This window comes from Nitrosomonas sp. PY1 (genome assembly GCF_022836435.1).
In the GTDB taxonomy this organism is placed as follows: domain Bacteria; phylum Pseudomonadota; class Gammaproteobacteria; order Burkholderiales; family Nitrosomonadaceae; genus Nitrosomonas.
On record NZ_BQXC01000001.1, the window covers coordinates 2,361,490 to 2,385,606 of the forward strand.

General features: G+C 40.7%; 24 protein-coding genes and 1 other RNA gene. 17 read left to right on the top strand and 8 right to left on the bottom strand.

Features of this window, described 5'->3' with window-relative positions:
• Positions 1-37 precede the first annotated feature (37 nt).
• On the top strand, positions 38-787 hold the full coding sequence (locus W03_RS10955) for a YggS family pyridoxal phosphate-dependent enzyme (RefSeq protein WP_244073264.1): 750 nt from the start codon (positions 38-40) through the stop codon (positions 785-787).
• Here W03_RS10955 and W03_RS10960 read toward each other — a convergent pair.
• Entirely contained in the window at positions 766-1,380 is a 615-nt protein-coding gene (locus tag W03_RS10960) for a hypothetical protein (protein WP_244073266.1), read from the bottom strand. The genes W03_RS10955 and W03_RS10960 overlap by 22 nt on opposite strands.
• Before the next feature lie 40 nt (positions 1,381-1,420).
• The gene (locus W03_RS10965; RefSeq protein ID WP_244073268.1) at positions 1,421-1,960 is read right to left on the bottom strand and encodes a glutathione peroxidase; all 540 of its coding nucleotides are present in this window, start codon (positions 1,958-1,960) and stop codon (positions 1,421-1,423) included.
• Between the two features lie 165 nt (positions 1,961-2,125).
• Here W03_RS10965 and W03_RS10970 point away from each other — a divergent pair, with 165 nt between their 5' ends.
• The 9 genes from W03_RS10970 to W03_RS11010 all read left to right on the top strand — a co-directional run bounded on the left by W03_RS10970 (position 2,126) and on the right by W03_RS11010 (position 8,907).
• A complete protein-coding gene (locus W03_RS10970; protein ID WP_244073269.1) occupies positions 2,126-2,965 on the top strand; it encodes a neutral zinc metallopeptidase in 840 nt (279 codons plus the stop codon).
• 74 nt (positions 2,966-3,039) lie between these two features.
• Positions 3,040-3,843, top strand: coding sequence for a tellurite resistance TerB family protein (locus W03_RS10975; protein WP_244073278.1), 804 nt, complete (start codon positions 3,040-3,042; stop codon positions 3,841-3,843).
• Between the two features lie 143 nt (positions 3,844-3,986).
• Entirely contained in the window at positions 3,987-5,201 is a 1,215-nt protein-coding gene (locus tag W03_RS10980; RefSeq protein WP_244073280.1) for a PEP-CTERM sorting domain-containing protein, read from the top strand.
• A 113-nt stretch (positions 5,202-5,314) separates the two neighbouring features.
• Positions 5,315-5,767 carry an NUDIX hydrolase gene (locus tag W03_RS10985; protein WP_244073282.1) on the top strand — a complete coding sequence of 151 codons (453 nt, stop codon included), beginning with the start codon at positions 5,315-5,317 and terminating at the stop codon, positions 5,765-5,767.
• Entirely contained in the window at positions 5,760-6,866 is a 1,107-nt protein-coding gene (gene mnmA, locus W03_RS10990; protein WP_244073284.1) for a tRNA 2-thiouridine(34) synthase MnmA, read from the top strand. Before W03_RS10985 ends, mnmA begins: the two co-directional genes overlap by 8 nt.
• 99 nt (positions 6,867-6,965) lie before the next feature.
• Positions 6,966-7,709: a Crp/Fnr family transcriptional regulator gene (locus tag W03_RS10995; protein WP_244073285.1), complete on the top strand. Its 744-nt coding sequence runs from the start codon at positions 6,966-6,968 to the stop codon at positions 7,707-7,709.
• A 183-nt stretch (positions 7,710-7,892) separates the two neighbouring features.
• On the top strand, positions 7,893-8,183 hold the full coding sequence (locus tag W03_RS11000) for an apolipoprotein A1/A4/E family protein (RefSeq protein ID WP_244073287.1): 291 nt from the start codon (positions 7,893-7,895) through the stop codon (positions 8,181-8,183).
• A 67-nt stretch (positions 8,184-8,250) separates the two neighbouring features.
• A complete protein-coding gene (locus W03_RS11005) occupies positions 8,251-8,418 on the top strand; it encodes a DUF1328 domain-containing protein (RefSeq protein WP_244073289.1) in 168 nt (55 codons plus the stop codon).
• Between the two features lie 153 nt (positions 8,419-8,571).
• Positions 8,572-8,907, top strand: a complete 336-nt coding sequence (locus tag W03_RS11010) for a BON domain-containing protein (RefSeq protein WP_244073291.1) — start codon at positions 8,572-8,574, stop codon at positions 8,905-8,907.
• 290 nt (positions 8,908-9,197) lie between these two features.
• Here W03_RS11010 and W03_RS11015 read toward each other — a convergent pair whose 3' ends face one another.
• Positions 9,198-10,613: a TAXI family TRAP transporter solute-binding subunit gene (locus tag W03_RS11015; protein ID WP_244073293.1), complete on the bottom strand. Its 1,416-nt coding sequence runs from the start codon at positions 10,611-10,613 to the stop codon at positions 9,198-9,200.
• A 793-nt stretch (positions 10,614-11,406) separates the two neighbouring features.
• Here W03_RS11015 and W03_RS11020 point away from each other — a divergent pair.
• Positions 11,407-12,870 (top strand): leucyl aminopeptidase family protein, encoded by a 1,464-nt coding sequence (locus W03_RS11020; protein WP_244073295.1) that lies wholly within the window; start codon positions 11,407-11,409, stop codon positions 12,868-12,870.
• Positions 12,871-12,915: 45 nt separating this feature from the next.
• Here the strand turns inward: W03_RS11020 and W03_RS11025 are convergent, their stop codons facing one another.
• Both W03_RS11025 and queF read right to left on the bottom strand, forming a co-directional pair.
• Positions 12,916-14,199 (bottom strand): transglycosylase SLT domain-containing protein, encoded by a 1,284-nt coding sequence (locus W03_RS11025; RefSeq protein WP_244073297.1) that lies wholly within the window; start codon positions 14,197-14,199, stop codon positions 12,916-12,918.
• Positions 14,200-14,357: 158 nt separating this feature from the next.
• Entirely contained in the window at positions 14,358-14,774 is a 417-nt protein-coding gene (queF, locus tag W03_RS11030; RefSeq protein WP_244073741.1) for a preQ(1) synthase, read from the bottom strand.
• Between the two features lie 98 nt (positions 14,775-14,872).
• Between queF and smc the strand changes: the two genes are divergently transcribed.
• The 5 genes from smc to ssrS all read left to right on the top strand — a co-directional run bounded on the left by smc (position 14,873) and on the right by ssrS (position 20,558).
• Complete coding sequence (gene smc / locus W03_RS11035; protein WP_279600095.1) at positions 14,873-18,430, top strand: chromosome segregation protein SMC; 3,558 nt, start codon at positions 14,873-14,875, stop codon at positions 18,428-18,430.
• A 69-nt stretch (positions 18,431-18,499) separates the two neighbouring features.
• Positions 18,500-19,675, top strand: a complete 1,176-nt coding sequence (locus tag W03_RS11040; protein WP_244073301.1) for a cell division protein ZipA C-terminal FtsZ-binding domain-containing protein — start codon at positions 18,500-18,502, stop codon at positions 19,673-19,675.
• A 187-nt stretch (positions 19,676-19,862) separates the two neighbouring features.
• Positions 19,863-20,063 carry a hypothetical protein gene (locus tag W03_RS11045; RefSeq protein ID WP_244073302.1) on the top strand — a complete coding sequence of 67 codons (201 nt, stop codon included), beginning with the start codon at positions 19,863-19,865 and terminating at the stop codon, positions 20,061-20,063.
• Positions 20,053-20,355 (top strand): cell division protein ZapA, encoded by a 303-nt coding sequence (locus W03_RS11050; RefSeq protein WP_244073304.1) that lies wholly within the window; start codon positions 20,053-20,055, stop codon positions 20,353-20,355. The genes W03_RS11045 and W03_RS11050 overlap by 11 nt, the downstream gene beginning before the upstream one ends.
• Before the next feature lie 23 nt (positions 20,356-20,378).
• Positions 20,379-20,558: non-coding RNA, 6S RNA (ssrS, locus tag W03_RS11055), on the top strand.
• A gap of 85 nt (positions 20,559-20,643) precedes the next feature.
• Here the strand turns inward: ssrS and W03_RS11060 are convergent.
• Positions 20,644-22,020, bottom strand: coding sequence for an MFS transporter (locus W03_RS11060; protein WP_244073306.1), 1,377 nt, complete (start codon positions 22,018-22,020; stop codon positions 20,644-20,646).
• 6 nt (positions 22,021-22,026) lie between these two features.
• Positions 22,027-22,800, bottom strand: coding sequence for an exodeoxyribonuclease III (locus W03_RS11065; protein WP_244073308.1), 774 nt, complete (start codon positions 22,798-22,800; stop codon positions 22,027-22,029).
• 23 nt (positions 22,801-22,823) lie between these two features.
• Here W03_RS11065 and pyrE point away from each other — a divergent pair, with 23 nt between their 5' ends.
• The gene (pyrE, locus tag W03_RS11070; protein WP_244073309.1) at positions 22,824-23,465 is read left to right on the top strand and encodes an orotate phosphoribosyltransferase; all 642 of its coding nucleotides are present in this window, start codon (positions 22,824-22,826) and stop codon (positions 23,463-23,465) included.
• A gap of 9 nt (positions 23,466-23,474) precedes the next feature.
• On the opposite strand, the gene W03_RS11075 is transcribed toward pyrE, so the two are convergent.
• Positions 23,475-24,080 (bottom strand): DUF882 domain-containing protein, encoded by a 606-nt coding sequence (locus tag W03_RS11075; protein ID WP_244073311.1) that lies wholly within the window; start codon positions 24,078-24,080, stop codon positions 23,475-23,477.
• Between the last annotated feature and the right edge of the window lie 37 nt (positions 24,081-24,117).

Here is a 24,117-nt window from a genome sequence, read left to right on the forward strand (position 1 = left end):
ACAAAAAACCCCGAAGTTCGGAACAGGAGAAATTTTAATGGATACCACTCAAGAACAGCAATTTAATGAAATCAAGCATAATTTGGCAACTGTCAAACAACGTATCGTAGATACCTGCCAAAGGATAGGTCGCGATCCTGCCAGCGTACGATTGCTTCCGGTAACTAAAACAGTTCCTGCAGAAAAATTGCGGCTAGCTTATGCCGCAGGTTGCCATGAAATGGGCGAAAACAAAATTCAGGAGGCCCGTGAGAAATCCGAAGCACTGAATGATCTTGACATCAAGTGGGCCGTAATCGGTCATTTGCAAACAAATAAAGCCAAGTATTTAGCACGCTTTGCCAATGAGTTTCAGGCATTAGATAGCCTTAAAGTTGCAGCAGAACTCGATAAAAGATTACAAAATGAAGGCCGTGCAATCGACGTCTATGTGCAAGTCAACAGCTCAGGTGAAGAGAGCAAATTTGGTTTACCGCCAGAAGCGGTACGGGACTTTGTCAAAGAACTACCTAACTATTCGTCGTTACGCATCAAGGGTCTTATGACGCTGGCGATTTTTTCTTCCGACCATGATCGGGTACGAGAATGCTTTATCAAAATGCGCGAAATTCAAGCAATGCTTCGCCAAGAAGCACCTAGCGGCTTATCATTTGATGAATTATCCATGGGTATGTCCGGCGATTATGAATTAGCGATTGAAGAAGGTGCAACTGTGGTTCGCGTCGGTCAAGCGATCTTTGGTAAACGACCATTGCCGGACAGCCATTATTGGCCTGGATTAGGTTGAATCCTATCTATTTGATCGCGAAATGGCTCAATATCAAGCAATACACGAAAAATAAGCGCTTCTTCTTCAACTAAAACGTTTTTTTGAATAATGGCTTGGCATGTCGTTATCTGTTGTTGTACATTTTGTTTTTTCAACCGCAAACGAAATGTCTCACTATCTTCCTGTGTGAACACCCCCAGAATCCTATTTCGGACTAAGATTTGAACGTTACTATCACATGGTATGAGGTGGGCTGTTAACAAAAAAACTTCGACGTGTCCTTCACTGCGAATTTGAAAAGATTCATGATTCGTTTGAATGTCATGTATTAATTGATGGATGTCATCTGAATAAAGCTCTCCGGATACTCCGCAATCAAATTTTTTTCTTTCCGGCCACGCAAAATAAGTTTTAGTTTGATCAATTGTAACGCAATGGTCCATGCGTTGACTGCCCTGCCAAGATACCTCCTGATTGGCAATTTTATTTTTTGAAAAATAAAGGATGGCCGCGGCACAGACGGTTACGGGAATAATGAAAGTCTCATTGATGCCTGCTCCTGCAATCAATCCCATTGATAGCGACAATCCTAAAATAGCCAGCAGACTCATGCAAATTCTGCAATCAAGTATCCAATAATTAGTCTAAATTTTACCGCTGCAAGGCGCTTTCAATAGTCGCAATCATTTCTTTATCGAGCGGCTTAGTGTGAGGACTAAATTGCATGATGAACTGACCATCGCGCCCGATCAGATACTTGTGAAAATTCCACTTCGGATAGGTTCCAGACAATTGTGCGAGTTGTACATAGAACGGATGTGCATGTTCTTTTTTTACAGGTGTTTTTTCAAACATCGGAAACTTAACATCATAAGTCAAACGACAGAAATCCTGTATTTCTGCTTCAGTGCCTGGCTCTTGCCCCATAAAATCATTAGATGGAAATCCCAGAACCACCAAACCTTGTTGTTGGTATTTTTCATATAACTGCTCCAGCCCTTCATATTGCGGTGTATAACCGCATTTGCTGGCTGTATTGACGATCAATAATACTTTACCTGAAAATTCCTGGCATAGATTGACCGTTTCCGATGACGCAAGACGTCGAAAATTTTGATCGAGTAAATTACTTTTACAACCCCAAGCAGAAAACGACAAAAAAGTCGCTACGAGTGTCAAGAGAATACGCATAGTGCCTCCTTAAATAATGAATTCACAAATGTGGGGGAAATAGGAAATATATTGCCAACCAAAAGAATTCACCGCCACAAGTTGTAGTTTTAATTAAACCACACAAACATTTCAATCTGATATGATAATCCGAAATTATTAAGCAATAATTGCTGTAGGAGATGTATGCTTTGGCGAGGAAGAAGGCAAAGTAACAACGTTGAAGACAGGCGCGGTCAGTTCGCGCGTGGTGGCACTGCGATTGGTGGCGGAGGCATTATCATAGCATTGATTGCGGTATTTGTTTTTGGACAAGATCCTCTCGTGGTGTTGCAAAGCTTACAACAGCAAGATGGATCGATCTCAAGATCTGAGTCTTACCAACCTAGCGATCAAGAACAAGAAATTTTCAAATTTGTCAGTGTCGTTTTGGCAGATACGGAAGATACCTGGGGTCAAATTTTCCAAAAAGCCGGACAAATCTATAAACCACCAAGCTTAGTTGTCTTTACTGATATGACGCCTACTGCATGTGGAACTGGGCAAGCTGCATCCGGCCCATTTTATTGCCCGGGCGATCAGAAAATTTATCTCGATTTGAGCTTCCTAGAACAACTACAACGCATGGGTGCCAGTGGTGATCTGGCAGTGGCTTATGTCATTGCACACGAAGTAGGACATCATGTGCAGACTTTGACAGGCGTTTCGCACAAAGTGCGAGATCTGCAAAGTCAATCGTCTCGGATTGGCGCAAATGCGATCCAAGTTAAAATGGAACTGCAAGCTGATTGTTTGGCTGGTGTGTGGATACAATACACGCAAAAAAGAACACAATTCCTAGAAAAGGGAGATCTAGCAGAAGCTATGCAAGCTGCCGAGGCAGTTGGCGACGACAATATTATGCGCCAAGCTGGTATTCCACCTCGCCGTGAAGCATTTACCCATGGCTCTGCCAAAGATCGAATGAATTGGTTAAATCGTGGACTTCAGGCAAAAGATTTAGACGATTGTGAGACGGGTATTTGATACAAAAAGAATGAAAATAATTGCAATGTTTACGTTCTGGAATATTTTAAGTTTTTAATTCAAAGGAGTATAAAATGGCATACGGATCTATTGTCGAAAATCTAATAAAAGCACTAGCAAAAGAGGGTAAAGCAAGGCTTGAACATATGGCGAGAAATTCTTCAATAAACTCGGAAGGTAGTACTAATAAAAGCACTCATACAAATGCTGAGGAAGGAGGTATCACAGGAATTTTTAAAAAATTATTTGGCTCAAAAGAAGTTGCAAATGCTGTTAATACAGCAGCAAATGCCACCAATAATATGACATCGAGCCAAATCGGCAGTATCGGTGCTATTGCTGGAGCCATACTAGGAGGAGGAAGCTCCTCAATCAAGGGTGCATTAGGTGGCGGCGCATTAGCAATGCTAGGAACGCTTGCTATCAACGCATTGCAAAACAAATTGAATATCCAACCTACCGCAATGGCTTCAGAACCATTAGAAAAAATCCTTAGTAAAGATCAGATCGAATCCATGAAATCAGAAAACACTGAAAAATTAATGTTATGTGCGATGATCAGCGCAGCAAAAGCCGATGGTCAGTTGGATGATCAGGAAATGGACAGAATCATGGGAAAAGTCGGTGAAAATGGCATTACCGCAGAAGAACAAAATTTCATTCGTAGTGAAATTAATAAGCCTCTCAATATAAAAAATCTTGTTACAAGCGTTCCGAATGCTTTAGTAGCTGCGCAAGTTTATGCTGCTTCATTATTTGCAATCGACATTAATACCGATGCCGAAAGGCAATATTTAAAAGAATTGGCTCAAGCACTTGGTTTAGATGCAGATACGGTAAAGCGTATTCATGATATGATCGGCACGCCCTCGACCTAACATTTTGTATTTTTGCAGCAATTAATCAAAAATATTGCTTGATAATGTAATGCATCTAAGCAAAAATATCCGTGCGGTCCGTTCTCATCCAGTTCAGTGATATGGATTACCGTAAACCATATTGTTTATATTTAGGAGAAATAATGAACTCTCAGCCAAGGCATTTCAAGCTTATAGCATCATTTAAATTATTATTCTCAATGATATTTTACTTTTCTAGCACAAGCTTATATGCAAATTGGTCTTTTACTGAACTAGGATCGCTGGGGGGTAATCAAAGTAAAGCAAATGCAATTAATGATTCCGGTCAAATTGTCGGTCAATCGGTTAATGCTGCAGGTGAATCGAAAGCCTTTATTATTCAATCTAACGGCGCAGGAATGACTACGTTATTTCCATCGATTAATGCCAGTAATGCGCAGGATATTAATGACGCCGGGCAAATTACCGGAACTTATTATTTACCTACACTTCCCGGGCAAGGTGAATCCCCATTTCACGCCTTTATTACAGGTGCAAATGGCCAAGGCATCATTGACTTGGAGGTAGGCAGCAAGATGAACTCAGGGATTTCAATCAATAATGCCGGTCAGGTTTTAGGACGAACCTTTGAGATGGATGGTTCTTCTTCAACTTTTATTACAAGTGCTAATGGCATGAATGTACGCACTTTAGAGACCTTTAATGACAAATCGATTATTCCCGCCGGTATTAATGAACACGGCCAAATAGCTGGATGGGCTGGTGATTGGTCTATGCCAAAATTCAGTGTAATTACAGCTCCCAATGGCGTGGATATGCATGAGATAAAAGGATTGCCCGGTAGCAATGGCGTAACTGCTTTCGGTATCAATAATGCCGGTCAAGTAGTAGGGTCTGTCGATATCCAGACAGATTCTGGAGGCAACCTAGCATATGCCTTTTTAACAAGCGCAGACGGGAATAATATGATGAACCTGGGTGTATTAAAAGGGGATGACTCTTCTTCCGCAGTAGGCATGAATGATTTAGGTGAGGTTATAGGTTCTTCCTCCAGCTTTGATGTGGATCATAGTCGGATTTTTTTATATAGTCATGGAGGCATGACGGATTTATCAGCGCTAGATGTAGTGACGGATTCCGGGTGGAGAGACCTTTTCATCTCGGACATTAATAATCACGGCCAAATGGTAGGATTTGGCACCAATAAAGACGGTGCCACAGAAGCTTTCTTATTGTCCTATACGGCTGATACTATATTTAATCCGCAACCTATTTATATCCCTCCCGTACCAGAACCAGAAACCTATATGATGTTGTTGATAGGACTAGGACTTATCGGTTGGTTTGTCCGGCGTCAACGATCCGTAGCGCATTGATTCTCAAATTGAATAAGAAAGGGAGCCTCTGCTCCCTTTCTTGTTTTTGAAGAAATTTTCCCCGCAGTAAGCACTGATTGGTATCATCTTTTTTTGATTTGACACAACACATCATGATTTGGAAGCCCAGTACAACCGTTGCAGCTGTTATTGAGCAAAACGGAAAATACCTGTTGGTCGAAGAAAAGCCTGAACCCGATTCAGACTTGCTCTTAAACCAACCGGCGGGACACTTGGACCCGGGAGAATCGCTACTACAAGGCGCTGTCCGTGAAACCTTAGAAGAAACTGCTTACACTTTCGTACCCGAGTATTTAATTGGTATTTATCAGTGGCACTGCAAACGCGCTGATACTACCTATATTCGCTTTGCATTTGCCGGATCCATTACGCACTATGACCCACATCGCACGCTGGATGATGGAATCGTACGCGCAACCTGGTTTAATTTCAGCGAAATTTCACAGCAAATCCATCGACACCGCAGCCCACTAGTTATGCAATGCATTCTAGATCATCGCAATGGAAAGCAGTTTCCGCTTGACCTGATCAAGTATTATGACTAATACATCAAAGAAACAACGCGTCGTTGTAGGCATGTCGGGCGGAGTAGATTCATCTGTGGCTGCCTACTTATTGAAGCAACAAGGATTTGACGTGGTAGGCGTCTTTATGAAGAACTGGGAAGATGACGATACGGACGAATATTGCTCTTCACGCCAGGATTTTTTGGATGCAGTATCCGCTGCCGATGTATTAGATATTCCTATTGAAATTGTGAATTTTTCGATGGAATACAAAGATCGGGTTTTTTCTAATTTCTTGATGGAATATCAAGCAGGTCGGACGCCCAATCCTGACATATTGTGTAATGCAGAAATCAAATTCAAAGCATTCCTTGAACATGCGATTCAATTGGATGCTGATTACATCGCCACAGGACACTATGCGCAAATCAGAAAAACCGGAAAACTCTTCCAATTGCTCAAAGCAGAAGACGGTACTAAAGATCAAAGTTATTTTTTGTATCGCTTAAATCAGGCACAATTGGCGAAAGCACTTTTCCCAATCGGTCATTTATATAAACGTGAGGTACGTAAGATAGCCGAGGAAATTGCGCTTGCTAATTTTGCCAAAAAAGATAGCACCGGTATTTGCTTTATCGGCGAGCGCCCTTTCCGTGAATTTCTTAATCGCTATCTACCGCAACAACCAGGAGAAATACAAACACCCGACGGCAAAGTAATTGGACAGCATATGGGTTTAATGTATTACACCATTGGTCAGCGACAGGGTTTGGGCATCGGTGGAACACGTGAAGGTATTGATGCTCCTTGGTTTGTATCGAATAAGGACATGCAACGCAACGTACTTATTGCAGTGCAAGGACATGACCATCCTGATTTGTTGCGCTCAACGCTACGAGCGACGAACTTAACTTGGATCAGTGGTAATCTCCCTCATTGTCATTGGGTTTATGCCGGCAAAACGCGCTACCGACAAACTGATGCTCCCTGCGCCATTTCAGAACTTACGCAAAATTACTGTCAAGTGGATTTTGCACAATATCAATGGGCAGTTACACCCGGTCAGTCGGTTGTTATCTATGAAAGCAAAGTGTGCTTGGGAGGAGGCATCATTGATGATAAACCTTTACAGAAATAGATGCAGCACAATCTTATATAGATATATAAAAAACTCCAAAGATACTGTTATGCAGAAATTTTGAGAGATATTACAAAAATCTAAAGAACAAGACTAATTATGTCAATTGGTTTAATTTATCGCCTCAAACAGCTTGAGATTCTTGATGATGAAGATTTTCTAATCATGGATTCTATGATGTTAGCACAACGCAATACCCCTAGACACTTCTTCATTATCAGTGAAAAGTATCCTCAGCCGCATATCCATTTTGTGATAGAAGGCTGGGCAATCAAATACAAAACACTCGAAAATGGTGAACGGCAGATTATCAATTTTGTTTTGCCGGGGGATATTGTTGCTATCTATTCACCGCTTTTCCAAAATTCGGAACACACAGTTGAATCTATCACTGAAATGCGCTTGGGTTATTTCTCCGCAAGTCTTTTTTTTGAAACAATTCGTAAATCGCCCCGCTTGGCTGCGGCTTTAATGTGGATGGCCGGTCAAGATGAACGTGTACTTGAAGAGCAGATTGTTCGGGTAGGCCGCAGGCGTTCAATCAAAAGAATGGCACACCTATTAGCTGAACTCCATCGAAGATTGAGACTTGCAGGTTTATCGCGCGAGGAAGCCCAATTTTTGCCGCTTAATCAATCATTACTCAGTGATGCTTTAGGATTGAGTCATATTCATGCCCATCGTATTTTTCGCGAACTTGATAAGATGGGCTTGATTGTGCGTACTCATAACAGCATTCAGTTGCTAAATTTAAAGTTACTCGCTGATTTTGCAGATTTTGACGCAAGCTATCTAGAGCCTATAGCAAACAGTAGTACTGCCAAAACTTTAAAATCTTCCTAAAATTATTGCCTGATTTTATCAAAAGTTAAACTAGCGTTACCATGTAATAAGATAGACTTCTGTATTACATGTGTTACTTAGAGCTGAATTGTAAAGCATAAGAATGAGTCGCTATGTAAATCAGAAATTAAGAAAACCTGTTTCTCAAGTTGTTTACAGATCAATATACCGAAGGAAAAAACAATGAATGATCGAGATAATTACTTCAAAAAAATTGAAACTAAGCTTGATGAATGGGACTCGGATATTGAAGAACTTACAGATAAATTGAAAACTGTCAGTGCCGACGCAACAATTGTGTTGAATAGCAAGCTGAAGCAATTATCAAAAAAACGAAATGAAATCAGTGACAAACTCGAAGAATTGCGAGATGCCAGCGAGGATACTTGGGAGGATGTTCGCGACGATATCGAATCGACTTGGAAACAGGTTTCAACGGAATTTGACAATTTAGCAAATCGTTTAAAATCTTGATTTTGCTCTAGTTCTATATTAATACATAAGAAGTTTTACCAGACGTCATTTTAATAGGAGATATCCTATGTTTAACTGGGCCGTAACTTTTTTAATCATCGCTATCATTGCAGCTGTCTTGGGTTTTGGCAGTATTGCGGGGGCGTCTATTGAGATGGCGAAAATAGCTTTCTTTATTGCCATTATATTAGCCGTGATCTTTTGGTTTCTCGGAAGACGAGGACCACCCGGATGATTGCATCATACGCACCTTGGATAAGATTGTTTTTCCAAGTAGAATTGAAAAGCTTTTAATAAAGCATAAAGCACCCGTTGCATACAACGGGGGAATTGAACCCAATGAGATTTAAAAAAATACTTTATATAATATTCTGGGAAAGGAGTTCTTATGAGAAGCAATCAATGTATTTCCAATCGTTTAAGTAGCATCATGACTGTACTTGTAATATTTTTTAGTATGATGATGTTGATTGGTTGTAGTTCAACCGAAACGCAGTCTAGTACCGGTGAGCTTATTGATGATTCTGCAATCACAATGAAAGTTAAAGCTAAGTTGTTTGATGATGCGATTGTAAGATCAGCTGCTATCAGCGTTGAAACGTTCAAAGGAACTGTACAACTCAGTGGCTTTGCAAATTCCAAAGACGAAATCAAACAAGCAGAAAGCCTGGCCAAAAGTGTCGAGGGTGTTCGAGCCGTTAGAAACAACATCATTTTGAAATAATAACTTAGGTTGGGTTCCGAATAGATCGAGTTTGACAAAACTGGTAATCAAGATTGTCTATTCCGATCCTAGGTCAGAGCCTGCCAAGGAAACTCTGAATAACTACAGCTCCCATTCCGAGCACTGCGCGAGATTCTCAGTAGTAATGCGATAGATTTCTTACCTTTGTTCGAAATTATGGCTTATTCATTCAGGGTTTCCCTAACACCACCAAAGTAAGTCTATCAGATTCTGATATATGTTGATTTTCAAGGAATCCAAATTTCATAAAACACTAAGCTCGTTGAAAATCAAAGCTTGTATGCGTTTATGTAATCCTCAATATAACTAAATTCACTATAAGATATTTTTCTCAGGCGCATAAGCCGCAATGAAATCCGTCGTGGCTTCTGAATATGCGAATTAAATCGCATTGAATTGGAAGAATTTCCTAATTTTTGTGTACGCACCATAATCTGGTCAATCGTTGTCAAGAATCTATATATTCGATAATTTCTGAAGAATCCTACCAGCATGGCATAGGAGGCATAAATAATTGAGAAATAGGCACCTATTCCTGTCAGCATGGCCACATCCAAGAAAAATGGCGGATTATGGGTATAAAACCTGCGGGCGCCGTCATGCATTGGATAGAATAATTCTTTGGAAGGATCGTTATCGGTAGTACGCGCTAAGTTGAGCGGTACATCCCATAAGAGATCCTGGATATGTTCAGTTAATTTTTTGGTGATTTCGTAAGCTTCAGAATCTCCCAGCTCGGTTGATGCCACCAGAACGGTATGAGTACCAATGGTCTGGATTTCATTCTGAACATTCGTGTAAATTGCTGAAGGAATCGTTAGAGACTCTAAATAGGGAAAAAGCGTTCTTAAACTGTCGGTATTTGTAATGGGTAATAGCTCAAACTCATTGCTATCTTGCAAAAGAGATCGAAGTACCTCGTTATGAAGCCCTGCCAGAAAAAAACCGACATCAAATTCACCATTGATGAGCGCTTCAGCCGCTTGTTCAAAATCCAGCGTTTGCCCTTTTCGGTCGATCGACAAACCAAAATGCTCAACAATCAATCGACTAATGAAATGTGTCGAATTTCCATCGCTTCCGAGATAGGCTTTTAAACCCGGTGGCATTTCTTGTAAATCACGGAGTGCTAATTTTTTGCGTGCAACGATATGGAGCGGCGACTTGTACAAGCTCAGTAGCACTCGCATTTTGGTGCCAGCTCCCATTTTCTCGATACTCTCTTGCTCTGGCTTTGAAATCGATGAACAGTGCGCCGGTAAGACTGAATCTCCAAAAAAACCATCTTCGGCAAATCCAAGATGAGCCACTCCGGTATTGATTTGCAGGCTCGTATCTAAGCCGCCACACGATGATCGCAATTTAAAATCTGGAACGATATTAAAATGAAGAAATTTCTCAATCGAATCGGGTGTATTGAGAATCGACTGAATGCGGGGAGCAATATAAGCGGTAGTGCTTCCTGACGATCCTGTAAGAAAAATATACTGCGTGTGAGCACGGCTAATAAGAAAAATTCCGATAGCAATGATAGGTATTAGCAACACAAAAATTAATACAAAACTTATCACACTGATCATCGGTCGGCGAAAAAAAGTCTTATGCCTCAGCTTGATAAAGCGACGGTTTAATTTATTAAGATAACTATATAATTTTGTTAATCCGTCTGGAAAATCATCACTCATATCCTCTCCTTTCTGGAAACATGTTAACCAAAGGAGCACTACCGAGAGTTCTATCCACCATAATTGTCATGATTTTATTTTATCTATAGCTTAGCCAGAAGAGCCAGTAACTTTGAATCTTGTAATACTTAGTCATGCATTGATAAACTCAGGAGGTTGAGGTTGTCTAATTTTAATGGGCATTTCTTTCATTGAGCGAGGAGAATCTTGATCTATGAATGAGGAGTGTAGCTCGCCACGATTTTATTTTCCTCATTCAATTTTTTTCAAAATTGTTGAGCGGTAAGTATCTCAACCAGAAAGCCTAAGGGCCAAATTGTATCAGAACTCAATCCAAGTGAATACGAGCAGCCTTGCTCTAGTTTTATTTCTCATGGGTATCTATCGATCAGATCACATTCCACAGATTATCAAAAAATTTCAACCATCATACTATCGCAGGTATTGTAAACTCCCCATGGAAGGATGCCCCCATTTCCTTATATCACTTGCAAAGCTCAATATTGATTATTGACTTTCAGATTCCAAGTAATCTGGATTGCAACAGTAATAAGTAGTTATGTAACAGTTTATATATAATGACTTCACCCACAAATCGACTCAAGAGTTTACCCACAGGGAGTTTCACTTTGAATCTTAAGGATAAAAAAGTGACAGCATGCTATCACCGCCATAACACCCATAAGATGTATATAATAGAGAAAGTCAAAATCACTAACAAAGATTTGTTATAGCTAGTACATATCCATGATATTGCTACATATAAAAATAAAATTTAACAGGAAAGTTTTCAATGCTGGCATCACTATTCCAGACCATCTCCCCTATTGATTTATCTACCAAGCCATCACATATCCTTGTAATTTTTCCTAAGTTAGAAAAACTTCCCAAGAAATATAGCGTTCCTGGTGAAGAAGTATTAGAAAGATTGCTTTTAAGGCGCAACATGCAGCTGCATGACATTTTGAATGCTCCTGTTAGTGCTAATCTGGATAATGGCGAGCTTTGCGCTTGGGTGATGCTAGACACCGAACACTCTGTATTTGAACAGCAAGTCTGCTTAAGAAAAGCACTTAAACTGCTTTTAACTGAAAATCCAACGGAAATTTTTATCTCCGTGCATGGCACGATACAACAGAAAAAAGTATTTGCCGAGTTAGCGACCTACGTTACGTGGCTCAATGGCGCAATTCTACCTATACGAAAAAGTAAACCGACAAAAAAGCCCTTGAATAAGATTTTTCTTCATAATTATAAAGATGATAATAATTTCTTGTCCCAACGAGCCGTAGCGGAAGGCAATCTGTTAGCACGTGGTTTAACGATGTTACCCGCTAATGAATTAACACCCAAAACCTACCGGGAACAAATTAAGAAACTCGCAGAAAGCGAGGGATGGAAGTATCAAGAATTTGATTTTGACACGCTAAAGCAGATGGGAGCAGGCGCTTTTATTGCAGTAGCACAAGGCAGCCAGGATCCGAAAGAAGCCTCCATTATTCATCTACAGAATACTTTCAAGCAAGATCAGCCGCAAAAACAGGTTGCCATTGTCGGAAAAGGCATTTGCTTTGACACAGGCGGGCTCAATTTGAAATCCGCACGCTATATGCAAGGCATGCACGAAGATATGAATGGCTCGGCCGTTGCATTAGGGATTCTACTGGCTGCAACACGAGCAGAAATTCCCGTACAAATCGATTGTTGGTTAGCAATCGCACAAAATCACCTCAGTCCAGGCGCATATAAGCAAAATGACATCATTTCTTCACTGAATAAGATATCGATTGAAATCGTGCACACCGATGCTGAAGGACGCTTGGTTTTGGCGGACACCTTAAATCTCGCGGCAAACTTAAAACCATATTTGATTATCGATTTCGCCACTTTAACTGGCAGCATGATATCCGCGGTCGGATCACGCTATAGTGGGATTTTTAGCAACCGAGGAAATCTCGTTCAAAAAGCCATAGTGGCTGGAGAAGCAAGCGGCGAGAGAGTTTGCTGGTTTCCTATGGATGCAGATTATGATGAAGATCTCGAAAGTGAGGTTGCTGATATCAAGCAATGTACACTCGATTCAAATGTTGATCACATTTTAGCCGCACGCTTTTTAAACCGTTTTGTTAACGACATTCCATGGATACATATGGACTTGTCCGCTTGTAATCACAAGGACGGACTTGGTGCCGTAGATAGCCAGATCACCGGTTTCGGCGTCAACTGGGGAATACAGTTTCTGAAGTCTTTGCGATAAGTAGTTCTAAAATAAAGCTTGACCAATTAATGCGCGCATCAAATATTAATTTTTTGCCAATAACAGTTCTTGCCCAATTGATAAACTGATATCACTATTATTGTTCCACTGCTTGATTTGATCAATCGTTGTACCGTAACGCTTTGCAATGTGGTACAAGGTATCGCCTTTTTTAACAATATAAATATCCGCTGAAGCTTTTTTATAAGATACGGATGCATCAGACTGCTTGCTTGAAGAGGGAATCAATAACAATTGATCATTAGCGAGAGCGATTTGCTTATTGTCGAACAAGTTATTCATTGCTCGAAGCAGATGAACGGTTGTTCCATGTCTATTTGCAATTAATTGAATATTCTCACCTTTCTTGACATGAAATAATTGCCAAGGCACTTTGGCATTCTGATATATCTGCAGGTTCCTTAAAAAAGTTTTACTATTATCTCTAGGAAGCAACAATGTTCTTGGTTCATTAAAAACTTTGACAACAAAACCATTGTAAGCGGGATTTAGCTTGATAAACTCTGTTTCGGAAATATTGGCTAGGCGAGCAACGACAGGAACTTCAATAGGCTTGTGAATCTTGACTGTATCAAAATATGGTTGATTTGGTACCGATCGAAGCTTTATACCATATTTCTTTGAATTGGCAATAATATCTTTGACAACTAATAGCTTATAAACATATTGCTTAGCCTCAATCGGCAAATTCAGTTGATAAAACCCCTTCGCTTTATCTTTTATGGAGGTTTTGGCTAAAATTCTCCCAACGACACCTTCGCCGATATTGTAAGAAGCAATGGCAAGCTCCCAGCTATCAAATCGATCATACAAGTACTGCAAATAATTAAGCGCCGCTTCAGTTGAGGCGATTACATCACGACGGTCGTCATACCACATTGTTTGTGACAATCCTAAATATCTGCCTGTCCTGGGAACAAATTGCCATAATCCTGTCGAAGGATTACCTGGTGTTGCTTTTACAAGAGGATTATAAGAGCTTTCTACGACGGGTATGAGTGCAATTTCTAACGGCATACCACGCCGCTCAACTTCTTCTACGATATGAAATAAATAACGCTCACTGTTTGAAACTATGCGATTAAACATCCTAAGATTCTTGGCATACGATGCTTGGATAGTTCGTCTTTCTTTGCTATCAGGTGGCGCCGCTAATGTAAATCCATTCCTGACACGATCCCACAAATTTGTTTGCGAATTATTGTCTTGCAAAAATTGATTAGCAGAGATATTAAACGGTACTAGCAAGCAGATCCAAAAGAACGATGCCGCAATTCCCAGAAATTCTGTTTTTCTTTTTAAAATCATCTATATAAGTCATTTTATAACCATACGATCTAACAGGATAACCAAATTTTTAATTTTTGCAAACAACTTTTTTCTATGATTGATAGAGCAATATCGCTTAATTTATTAGATATCAATCGATTAAAAAAATATATTCTAGTTATCTATAAGCTACTTTCTTAGTTAGTATTCGATTGACTTTCGAAGGTTTGTAATTGAACAATCGATTTCGCTTTCCATCCCTTTTTTCTGTATTCAACGCTCACATCAGTAAAAATCCCACCGCGCACGTAGAAACGCGATATTAGGCGCAGATACCTCGGTTTTAACAAAGCAACGAGATCATCCATAATTTTGTTAGTTACCGCCTCATGAAATGCACCTTGATCGCGATACGACCACATATACAATTTCAGGCTTTTTAGCTCGACACATTTTTTATCAGGAATATAATCCAAAACTAGCTTTGCAAAATCAGGCTGGCCTGTTTTGGGACACAAGCAAGTAAATTCTGGAATCTCCATATGAATTTGATAATCCCTCTTAGTATAGGGATTATCGAAAGCCTCTAGTTTCTTATCAGTTTTATTCGTCATCATTCGCATCCACTACGCAAGGGTATTCGGTTACAATAAAAGTAATCGCGTTGAATTATCTTTACAATTTTAACTTTACATTATCTCATAAACTCGAATTGCGCTTAACCTGTATCAAACTCGCTGGCTTCAAATCGTTTGTGGATCCGACCACCATCCCTGTTTCAGCTAACCTGATCGGAGTTGTGGGACCGAATGGATGCGGAAAATCTAATGTCATTGATGCAGTAAGGTGGGTTTTGGGTGAGTCGAAAGCATCCGCATTGCGTGGCGATTCGATACAGGATGTCATTTTTGCAGGTTCCAATAACCGCAAAGCCATCGGACGCGCAAGTGTCGAAATTGTTTTCGATAACGAGCTAAAAAAAGCGCCCGGGCAGTGGCTAAATTATGCAGAAATTGCTATTAAGCGCGTGCTCCAACGCGATGGTATTTCCAACTATTACATTAACAACACTCAGGTACGCCGGCGTGACATTTTTGATCTTTTTTTGGGAACAGGTATTGGCGGTCATGGCTACGCGATTATCGAACAAGGTATGCTGTCCCGAATTATTGAAGCAAAACCTGTTGAACTCAAAGGCTTCCTAGAAGAAGCAGCGGGAATTTCGCAATACCGAGAAAGACGTCAAGAAACTTCCACGCGATTGATAGAAGCTCGAAAAAATTTAACACGCTTGGCAGACATTCAGCAAGAACTCATCATTCAGCTACAACACCTAGAGTTGCAAGCTGAAGCAGCCGAGCGCTATCAAATTTATCAACATGAATTACACATAGCTCAGTCGCTGCTATGGCTACACAAACGAAATGATGCATTGCAACAACGAAGCGTCGCCACAAATACAATTCTAAAACTTGAAACTGAATTAGCGCAGGTGTTTTCTACTCAGAGTAGCGCCGAAGTGGAATCTCAACATTACCGAGAATTGCAAAATCTCGCTAATGACAAGTTACAACTTGTACAACAAGATACGTATACCGTGAATGCGCAAATAAGCCGCATCGAACAAGAAATCAAGTACCTGAGAGATAATAAACATCGCTTACAAAATCAAAACATAGAAATACAAAATCAACTTGAAAAATCTTCTCAATTAAAAACGGATACTTTAAAAGAACAGCAATTTTGGTATCAAGAAAGAGAAAAAACACGACTGGTAGTCGATGCAAATGCACACAGACAAGAATACGAATACAACACGCTATCTGAGCTAGAGAAAGTAGTATTAACGCATCGAGAACAATATAATCAATGCCAACAAGAGCTTATTATCGTTGAACAAAATAACCGTCTTGAAAATACACAGCTTGCGCATTGTGAAAAAAATATCCAGCAGCTTAAAGTTCGTCGCTCACGATTGCTGGATGAACAAAGCCAGCTTCTGCAAGTTGATCCTGCAAAACTAAACACATTGCGATCAAAAATTAAACAAATCGAACTGGCGCTGGAAAAAGACAATCTTACACAGCAAAATGTGGTACAGCAACTTACGGCAGTAACTCATCAGAAGCAAGAAATCAACCTTAGCATCCGAGAATTACAAGATGCGCTCTCCCAGGCCACCGCACGATTCAAAGCAATCAATAATCTACAACAGAAACTCCAAAACGCTAATCATTCGGATTCCTGGTTTCATAGAAACCAGCTTGACCGAACACCCAAGCTATGGCAGAAAATAAGTATCCCCATCGAGTGGGAAAGCGCGCTTGAGTCAATTTTGCGGGAAAAATTGAACAGTATCGAATTGAAAAACCTAGATCATTTTCAAACCTGTATTGATGACGCTCCTAATAGCAAATGGATCGTTTACGAAAAACCCAGCAACGTTTTGTACACGCAACCATGCATCGAAAGTAATACCGCACATCACAGCATTAATTTTAAGAAATTACTGGCTTTGATCAACACTAAAGAACCAGAGATTTTATCGGTCTTACAAGAATGGTTAAATCACGTCTATGTAATCGAAAACATTGAACTGGGCTTTCAGCAACGCGGGCATTTAAATCATGGTGAACTTTTAGTAACGCCACAAGGGCACATCTTCACGCAGTCCAGCTTTTTCTTTTACGCGCCGGATTCGGAGTTGCATGGCGTTCTGTCACGACAGCATGAGCTTGAAGAAACGCAACAAGAAATGCATCGACTCGAATCGCTCGTAAACCAACAAAAAGATACGTTGCAACTGATTGAGAACGACTTTACCAAGCTAAACAGCATCGTTGAAAACACGATGAGCGAACGCAAGCAGAACGAAAAAAACAAGCATGATTTAGAACTTGAATTTGCTAAATTTTCACAGCTAAGTGAACAATTCCTGCACCGATATCAGCAGATAGATTCTGAATTGATAGAAATCAAGCAGTCGCTTGAACAAGAGTATGAATCGCAACAATTGACAGAAGCGAGATCGGAAGAAGCTTTGGAGCAGATTCAAGCACTCAAAGAGTATGCCGAACAGTATCAAAGAATCTGGGAAACATCAGATCAATCCCTGAAGGAGCAGCGAAAAAAACTGCACGAAATATCGCAACAATCTCAACAAACCGCACTGTACGTTAATACTTGCGATAATAAAATTAATACGACAAATAACAAGCTAGCATCGATCGAAGAAAATTTACAACAATTGGCTGATACGCAACAGCGTGTAAACGATGAGATTCACGCATTAAATGAAGACAATTTGCATCAACAACTCACCGCACTACAATCGCAACGCACATCGACCGAGCATACTTTATCAGTAGCTCGACAAGAAATTGAAACGATTATGCATCATCTACGTGAAACCGAAAACACGCGTCTAACTTGCGAACATCAAACCCATAAAATCAAAGACGAAATCAATCAAATCCGCCTCAAAGAACAAGCATCCACAATCAGCATTGAACAATTCGATGAATTGATCAATAATGCGAAACAAAGCATTGATGAATTGGCACCTTTAGCAAGTAAAAAAAATATTCCCGTCCTCCAATCTGAAATCAATCGACTTAACGCAAACATCGCTGCGCTGGGTACGGTTAACCTGGCATCTTTGGAAGAATTAGCCAACGCCAGAAACCGAGAATCCAATCTAACCAGTCAAATAGCGGATCTCAATGAAGCCATCGTAACTTTGGAAAATGTTATTCAGAAAATTGACGCTGAAACGGAATCGCGCCTAAAAGAAACTTTTAATCAAGTCAATCAATATCTCGGCGAGATTTTTCCAATCATTTTTTCTGGCGGCAAAGCAAGACTGGAATTAAACAATGATCAAATACTTGATGCCGGATTAGTATTAACCGCTCAACCTCCGGGAAAAAAGAACAGCTCAATCCATTTACTCTCGGGTGGAGAAAAAGCATTGACGGCTTTGGCACTAATTTTTGCACTATTTCGCCTCAACCCCGCCCCTTTTTGTTTATTGGATGAGGTGGATGCACCTCTGGACGATCGAAATACCGAGCGATTCTGTGAATTAGTAAAAAAAATGGCACTACAAACGCAATTTTTATTCATCAGTCATAATAAAATCACCATGGAAATGGCGCAGCAGTTAATCGGAGTTACGATGCAAGAACAAGGAGTATCAAAAATAGTTGCAGTGGATATTGCTGACGCCATTAGAATAGGCAGGCAAATTAAGCAGCCGAATCTAGTATAGCTGTGTTGATCCGCTTTCGTTAAAATGGTCTAATCTTATACGCTGTGCATCAGGATTTTAGGAGACAAAATGGATATATTTACCAACATGAGCGACTTGCAACTAAGCCTCATCATCATTGGCGCAATTATTATAGCCGGGGTAGCAATTTTCAACTGGATTCAACAACAACGCTATCAACGCAGAGTACAAGCCGCATTTGAATACAAACATGATGATGTTCTCCTAGACGCGGACTCAGATGATTCTATATCAGAAAGAATCGAACCTGTTTTTAACAAATCGTCACTGCATGAATCCGATGCTTATCATTCACATGCACAAGATATCAGAAAAAATGCGCCGATATCGCCAACGCCATCGACCGCTCCATCAAATACTGCCACCAGTAACTCGGCAATGCCTACATCGGTATTGCTAGATTACGACAACGCTACCAACTATATCGTCAATATTCGCTCGGATTCTCCAATTGCCAACACATATATTGCAAAACTGCTGCAAAGAAAGTTTGATTTTGGTAAAACGGTTGCTTGGCTTGGACAACGTAATAGTGACGAGCCTTGGGAAGAAATAACCAATGAAGCAAATATCGAGAGTGACGGATACAGACACATCAAAGGTTGTTTGCAATTGGCAGACAGAGCAGGAGCTATCAGTGAGGTCAACTTATCGAAATTTCGTGATCTGGTTGAAGAATTCGCTTCGCAAATTCAGGCAACTGCGGAATGCCCAGACATTGTATCAACGCACGAGAAAGCTGTTACTCTGGACAAGTTTTGTGTTGACGTGGATGTGATGATTGGCATCAATATTATCAGCAAAGACGACGGCGCCTTTGTCGGCACCAAGATTAGAGCATTGGCTGAAGCATCAGGCTTCAAGTTGGATGCAGATGGTGTTTTCAAATATCGTGATGATAATAATCATGTATTATTTACCTTAAGTAACTATGAATCGTCACCATTCTTACCCGAAAATATGCGATCTCTTAATACACATGGTGTCACTTTCTTGCTTGATGTTCCCAGGGTAGCACATGGAGAGAGAATTTTTGATCAAATGACGCACCTTGCCAAAATTTTCTCTAATACGTTGGGAGGTATTATCGTTGATGATAATCGCGTTCCGCTTAGCGAAAGTGGCTTACAACGAAGCAAACAGCAATTAATCGATATACAATCAGCGATGAAAAGAAACCATATTCACGCGGGCAGTGCCAGTGCATTGCGTTTATTTGTCTAAGCATCTAATATTTAATATACTTTGCTGAACTTGATCGCATTTGCGTCTTACAACACTGGATATGCGCTGAATTCAAGATATTTGAAAAACATTCTCTGCTGTCTCTATAAGCAGCACCGGAGCTGGGAAGAGATTATTTAGCTGTATTTTCATTTAATAATGAATCACTTTAGAAAGTGATGTGAATATGAAGGCTGAACTAAAATCTTTACAAGAGAAAACGCTTACACTTATTGTCTTATATCGAAAAACTCGTCAAGAAAACTCTAGACTACGCAAAGAACTTACGAATGCACAATCTCAAAACAAGAAGTTAAATGAAAAGATAACGACTGCAACCGAACGGCTTGAAAAGCTTTTGTTGAATATTCCAGACAATGAATCCTAACAAAACATTGAGTCTCACGATTATGGGGCGGGGTTTTTGTATTACTTGCCCAGATGATGAAAAAGAAGACATTCAACTGGCTGCCGCTTATTTAGATCAGAAAGTTCAAGAGGTTAAAACCGAAAGCAAGATTGTTGATTCCGACAGAATAGCTTTGATTGCCGCACTGGGTATTGCGCACGAATTATTAATGTTACGCAACGAAACAGGTTTTGACATAGCAGAGTTTAAGCGTACAATTAAGGTAATCGATAGGCAGCTTGATGAAGCTATCAATAGCAGAGAAGAGTAAAAATATGTAATTGTTTATACGGTTACTCCCTGCGGTGTTCGTTTAAGACTTATATTCTTTGAACTAATTGTTAGAAAATGGCTGTGGATTTTAGTGATGCTGTTGTGTGCGCCTACTATAGGATGTACCTGATGTATCCATGAAGCAGCCACCTTGAACCTACGGTTCAAGATGAAAAAGTCTGACGGCATATGCGGGGGTCCTCTTTTTCGTATCTTTGCTTAAAGCGTGACTGATATTGAAATTCATCAATGTCAAGAGACTCTGGGTACAAATTCAAACACTAGATTACTCACTAACTTTGTCAAATCTTGCTTGTCCGGCAAGCCACACCAACATCAAAACAGGTAATCCCAATATCGCGGTAGTAATGAAAAAGCTTTCATAGCCATAAGCATCCACGAATTGTCCACTAAAACCCGCAATAAATTTAGGCAGTAGCAACATGACCGAGCTGAACAAAGCATATTGCGTTGCTGAATAAGCAGAGTTGGTCAAACCAGATAAATAAGCAATAAAAGCACTGGAGGCAATCCCAGCCGATAAATTGTCTGCCGAAATGGTAAAAATTAAACCACTGACGTCATGGCCTTGTCTCGCTAACCAAACAAATAATAAATTGGTAACTGCCGATAATACAGCACCTAAAAACAAGGTACGCATAATACCAATTTTTGCCGTCAATACTCCGCCAATAGCCGCCCCAGCAATGGTCATAATCACACCATACACTTTTGAAATGGTAGCAACTTCTTCTTTTGTATATCCCATATCGACGTAAAATGGATTACTCATCACCCCCATCACTACATCCGATATCCGATAAACTGCGATCAACGCCAAAATCAGCAAAGCCTGCTGACCATGATGTACGATAAAATCCCTGAAAGGCGCAATGAGTGCACTATAGAGCCATGCCAACAATCGCTTGATTTGCGGGGAAAGATTCCATTTTGCCACTGCTTGTAGCGCAAACTCTTCATTTTGAGAGATTTGATCGTTGTAAGGTACTTGGGGCTCACGGATGACAAATGTTGTGACAATACCGATCATCATGCTGCAAGCCATAACAAGATACGCAATTTGCCATGGTAAATGCTCGTAAGTTGCTTCGGATAAATCTATTGCTGCAGCTATCCACAATACTCCTGCCGACGCCAGGATCATCGCAACTCGGTAACCAGCTTGATACGTGGCAGCCATAGCGCCTTGCAATTCAAGGGCAACGGCTTCAATACGATAAGCATCCAATGCAATATCTTGCGTTGCTGATGCAAAAGCAACCGCCAACGCAAAAAATACCAACTGCGTCAAATTTAATAGTGGATCGGTAAAAGCCATTCCTACCAAAGCAATCGTGATAACAACCTGCGATAGCAGCAACCAAGCGCGCCGACGCCCGAGAAGTCGCGTTAAAATCGGCAATGGCATACGATCAACCAATGGTGACCAAAGCCATTTGAAACTGTACGCTAAACCGATCCAACTCAAATGGCCAATCGTAGCACGATCAATACCCGCCTCACGCAACCAAAATGAGAGCGTTCCAAGAATCAACAGTAATGGCAATCCAGCTGAAAATCCCAGCGACAGCATACCAAGCACACGTGGATGCCCATAGATACGCAACGCACTCGACCAATTGGAAATTTCACCAGAGTTCATTGTTCATCATATCGTATGATTGTAGTCAATGATTAAGGGCGCATGGTCAGAGAAGCGTTCTGTTTTATAGATCGACACCTTTTGCGCTTTGCTCGCGATCCCTGGTGTGGCAATTTGATAATCAATGCGCCACCCCACATTATTTGCCCAAGCTTGTCCACGATTTGACCACCAAGTATATTGATTCGGTTCGTTATTCAGCAAGCGAAATACATCGACAAAACCTAATTCATTCAATACCTTGGATAACCACATTCGCTCCTCCGGCAAGAAACCGGAGTTTTTCTGGTTTGTACGCCAATTTTTCAAATCGATTTCCTGATGTGCAATATTCCAATCCCCGCATAAGATAATCTCTTGTCCGCTATCTCTCAGTATTTTTAGAATCGGAAAGAATTTCTCCATAAAGAAAAATTTTGCTGCCTGGCGATGTTCACCACTAGAACCTGAAGGAAGATATAACGAAATAATACTTAATTGATCATAAGTTGCCTGAAGAAAGCGACCCTCGACATCAATCTCAGCAATCCCAACACCTTCTATGACGCGATCTGGCTGGATACGAGAGTAGATGCCAACACCGCTATATCCTTTTTGTTCTGCACAGTGAAAATAACCGTAATAGCCGTTCGGCTCGAGTATATCTTCAACCAGATCCGGTGCTTGTGCTTTTAATTCTTGCACACATACGATGTCCGCCGATTGCTCTACCAGCCAAGATAGAAAACCTTTTTTTGTGGCCGCACGAATTCCGTTCAGGTTAAGCGTTATAATTTGCACTCTATTTTATAGCTGATTCAAGTATGTTGGACTTCCAGAAAGCATTCATACAATTTTCCATTGACCGCAATGTACTCCGCTTTGGCGAATTTAAAACCAAGGCGGGGCGGCTGTCACCCTATTTCTTCAACTTGGGATTATTTAATGATGGTGACTCATTGCGTTTATTAGGAGAATTCTACGCGAAAGCAATCCTCGCTGCAGCGTTACCGTTTGATATGTTATTTGGTCCTGCATACAAAGGCATTCCACTAGTAAGCACAATTGCAGTAGCATTATCCAGCATGGAACATAATTACCCTTACTGCTTTAATCGCAAAGAAACTAAAGATCATGGCGAAGGTGGCGCACTAATCGGTGCACCGCTCGTTGGACAAGTACTCATTGTTGACGATGTTATTTCAGCAGGTACCTCGGTACGTGAGTCAGTAGATTTGATTCGCGCAGCCAATGCACTACCAAGCGGCGTCATGATTGCACTGGATCGCATGGAACGTGGCACGGAACAATTGTCAGCCGTGCAGGAAGTCCACAAAGCATTCGGAATACCGGTTGCTTCGATTATTAATCTCGATCATTTGATTGAATATCTACCAAATGATAAAAATCATACGCATCACTTACATGCAATAAGGCGTTATCGCGATACGTATGGTGTTAAATAAGATTAAAGCTTAACCCTGCCAGAACCTAATTCGACCGGTATCGATATGTATAAAATTGGATCCGGGGTAGTAACCAACCCCCCCCATTTGCAAACCCAGTGCGGCTTTATGCACGTTATTCAAACGGTGACCTGGCAAGCGAATATCAATCGCTTTGCCAAGTGTGTGCAGACTCGATTTCGCCACGCCACCGCTTTGCGCTGCGAGCATTTGATTCGTCTGCATTGACCGATAAGCGGAAATCACATGAAACTCTTGTTTAGTTTGCAGTTTGCGTTGCAATATATACAACGTATCCAACAAATCTAAGTCGATCGGCACACGGTCGCCGGTACGATGATCGCGCAGCACTTTATAGATACTACGTAATGAGTCAGCAACATAATGTCCATTAGCCCAGAAAACAGAATGAACTCTCTCTCCAGTATGCAAATTGAGCAAGCTGATCTTTTTCTCAAAGGGCTTACGATTGAAATTGGCGCTAACAACGGGTGCTGCCATGGACAGTGCGAGCATCGTACAAGCACCCAAGCCTGCTTTTAATAAGCGACGGCGGCTCTGCACCTCGTGATTTTGATTTGAAACATTTAAATCCAAGTCTGTTTGGATCGGCATCGTATATTTTCTCCCAAAAAATACAACTGATCTGTAA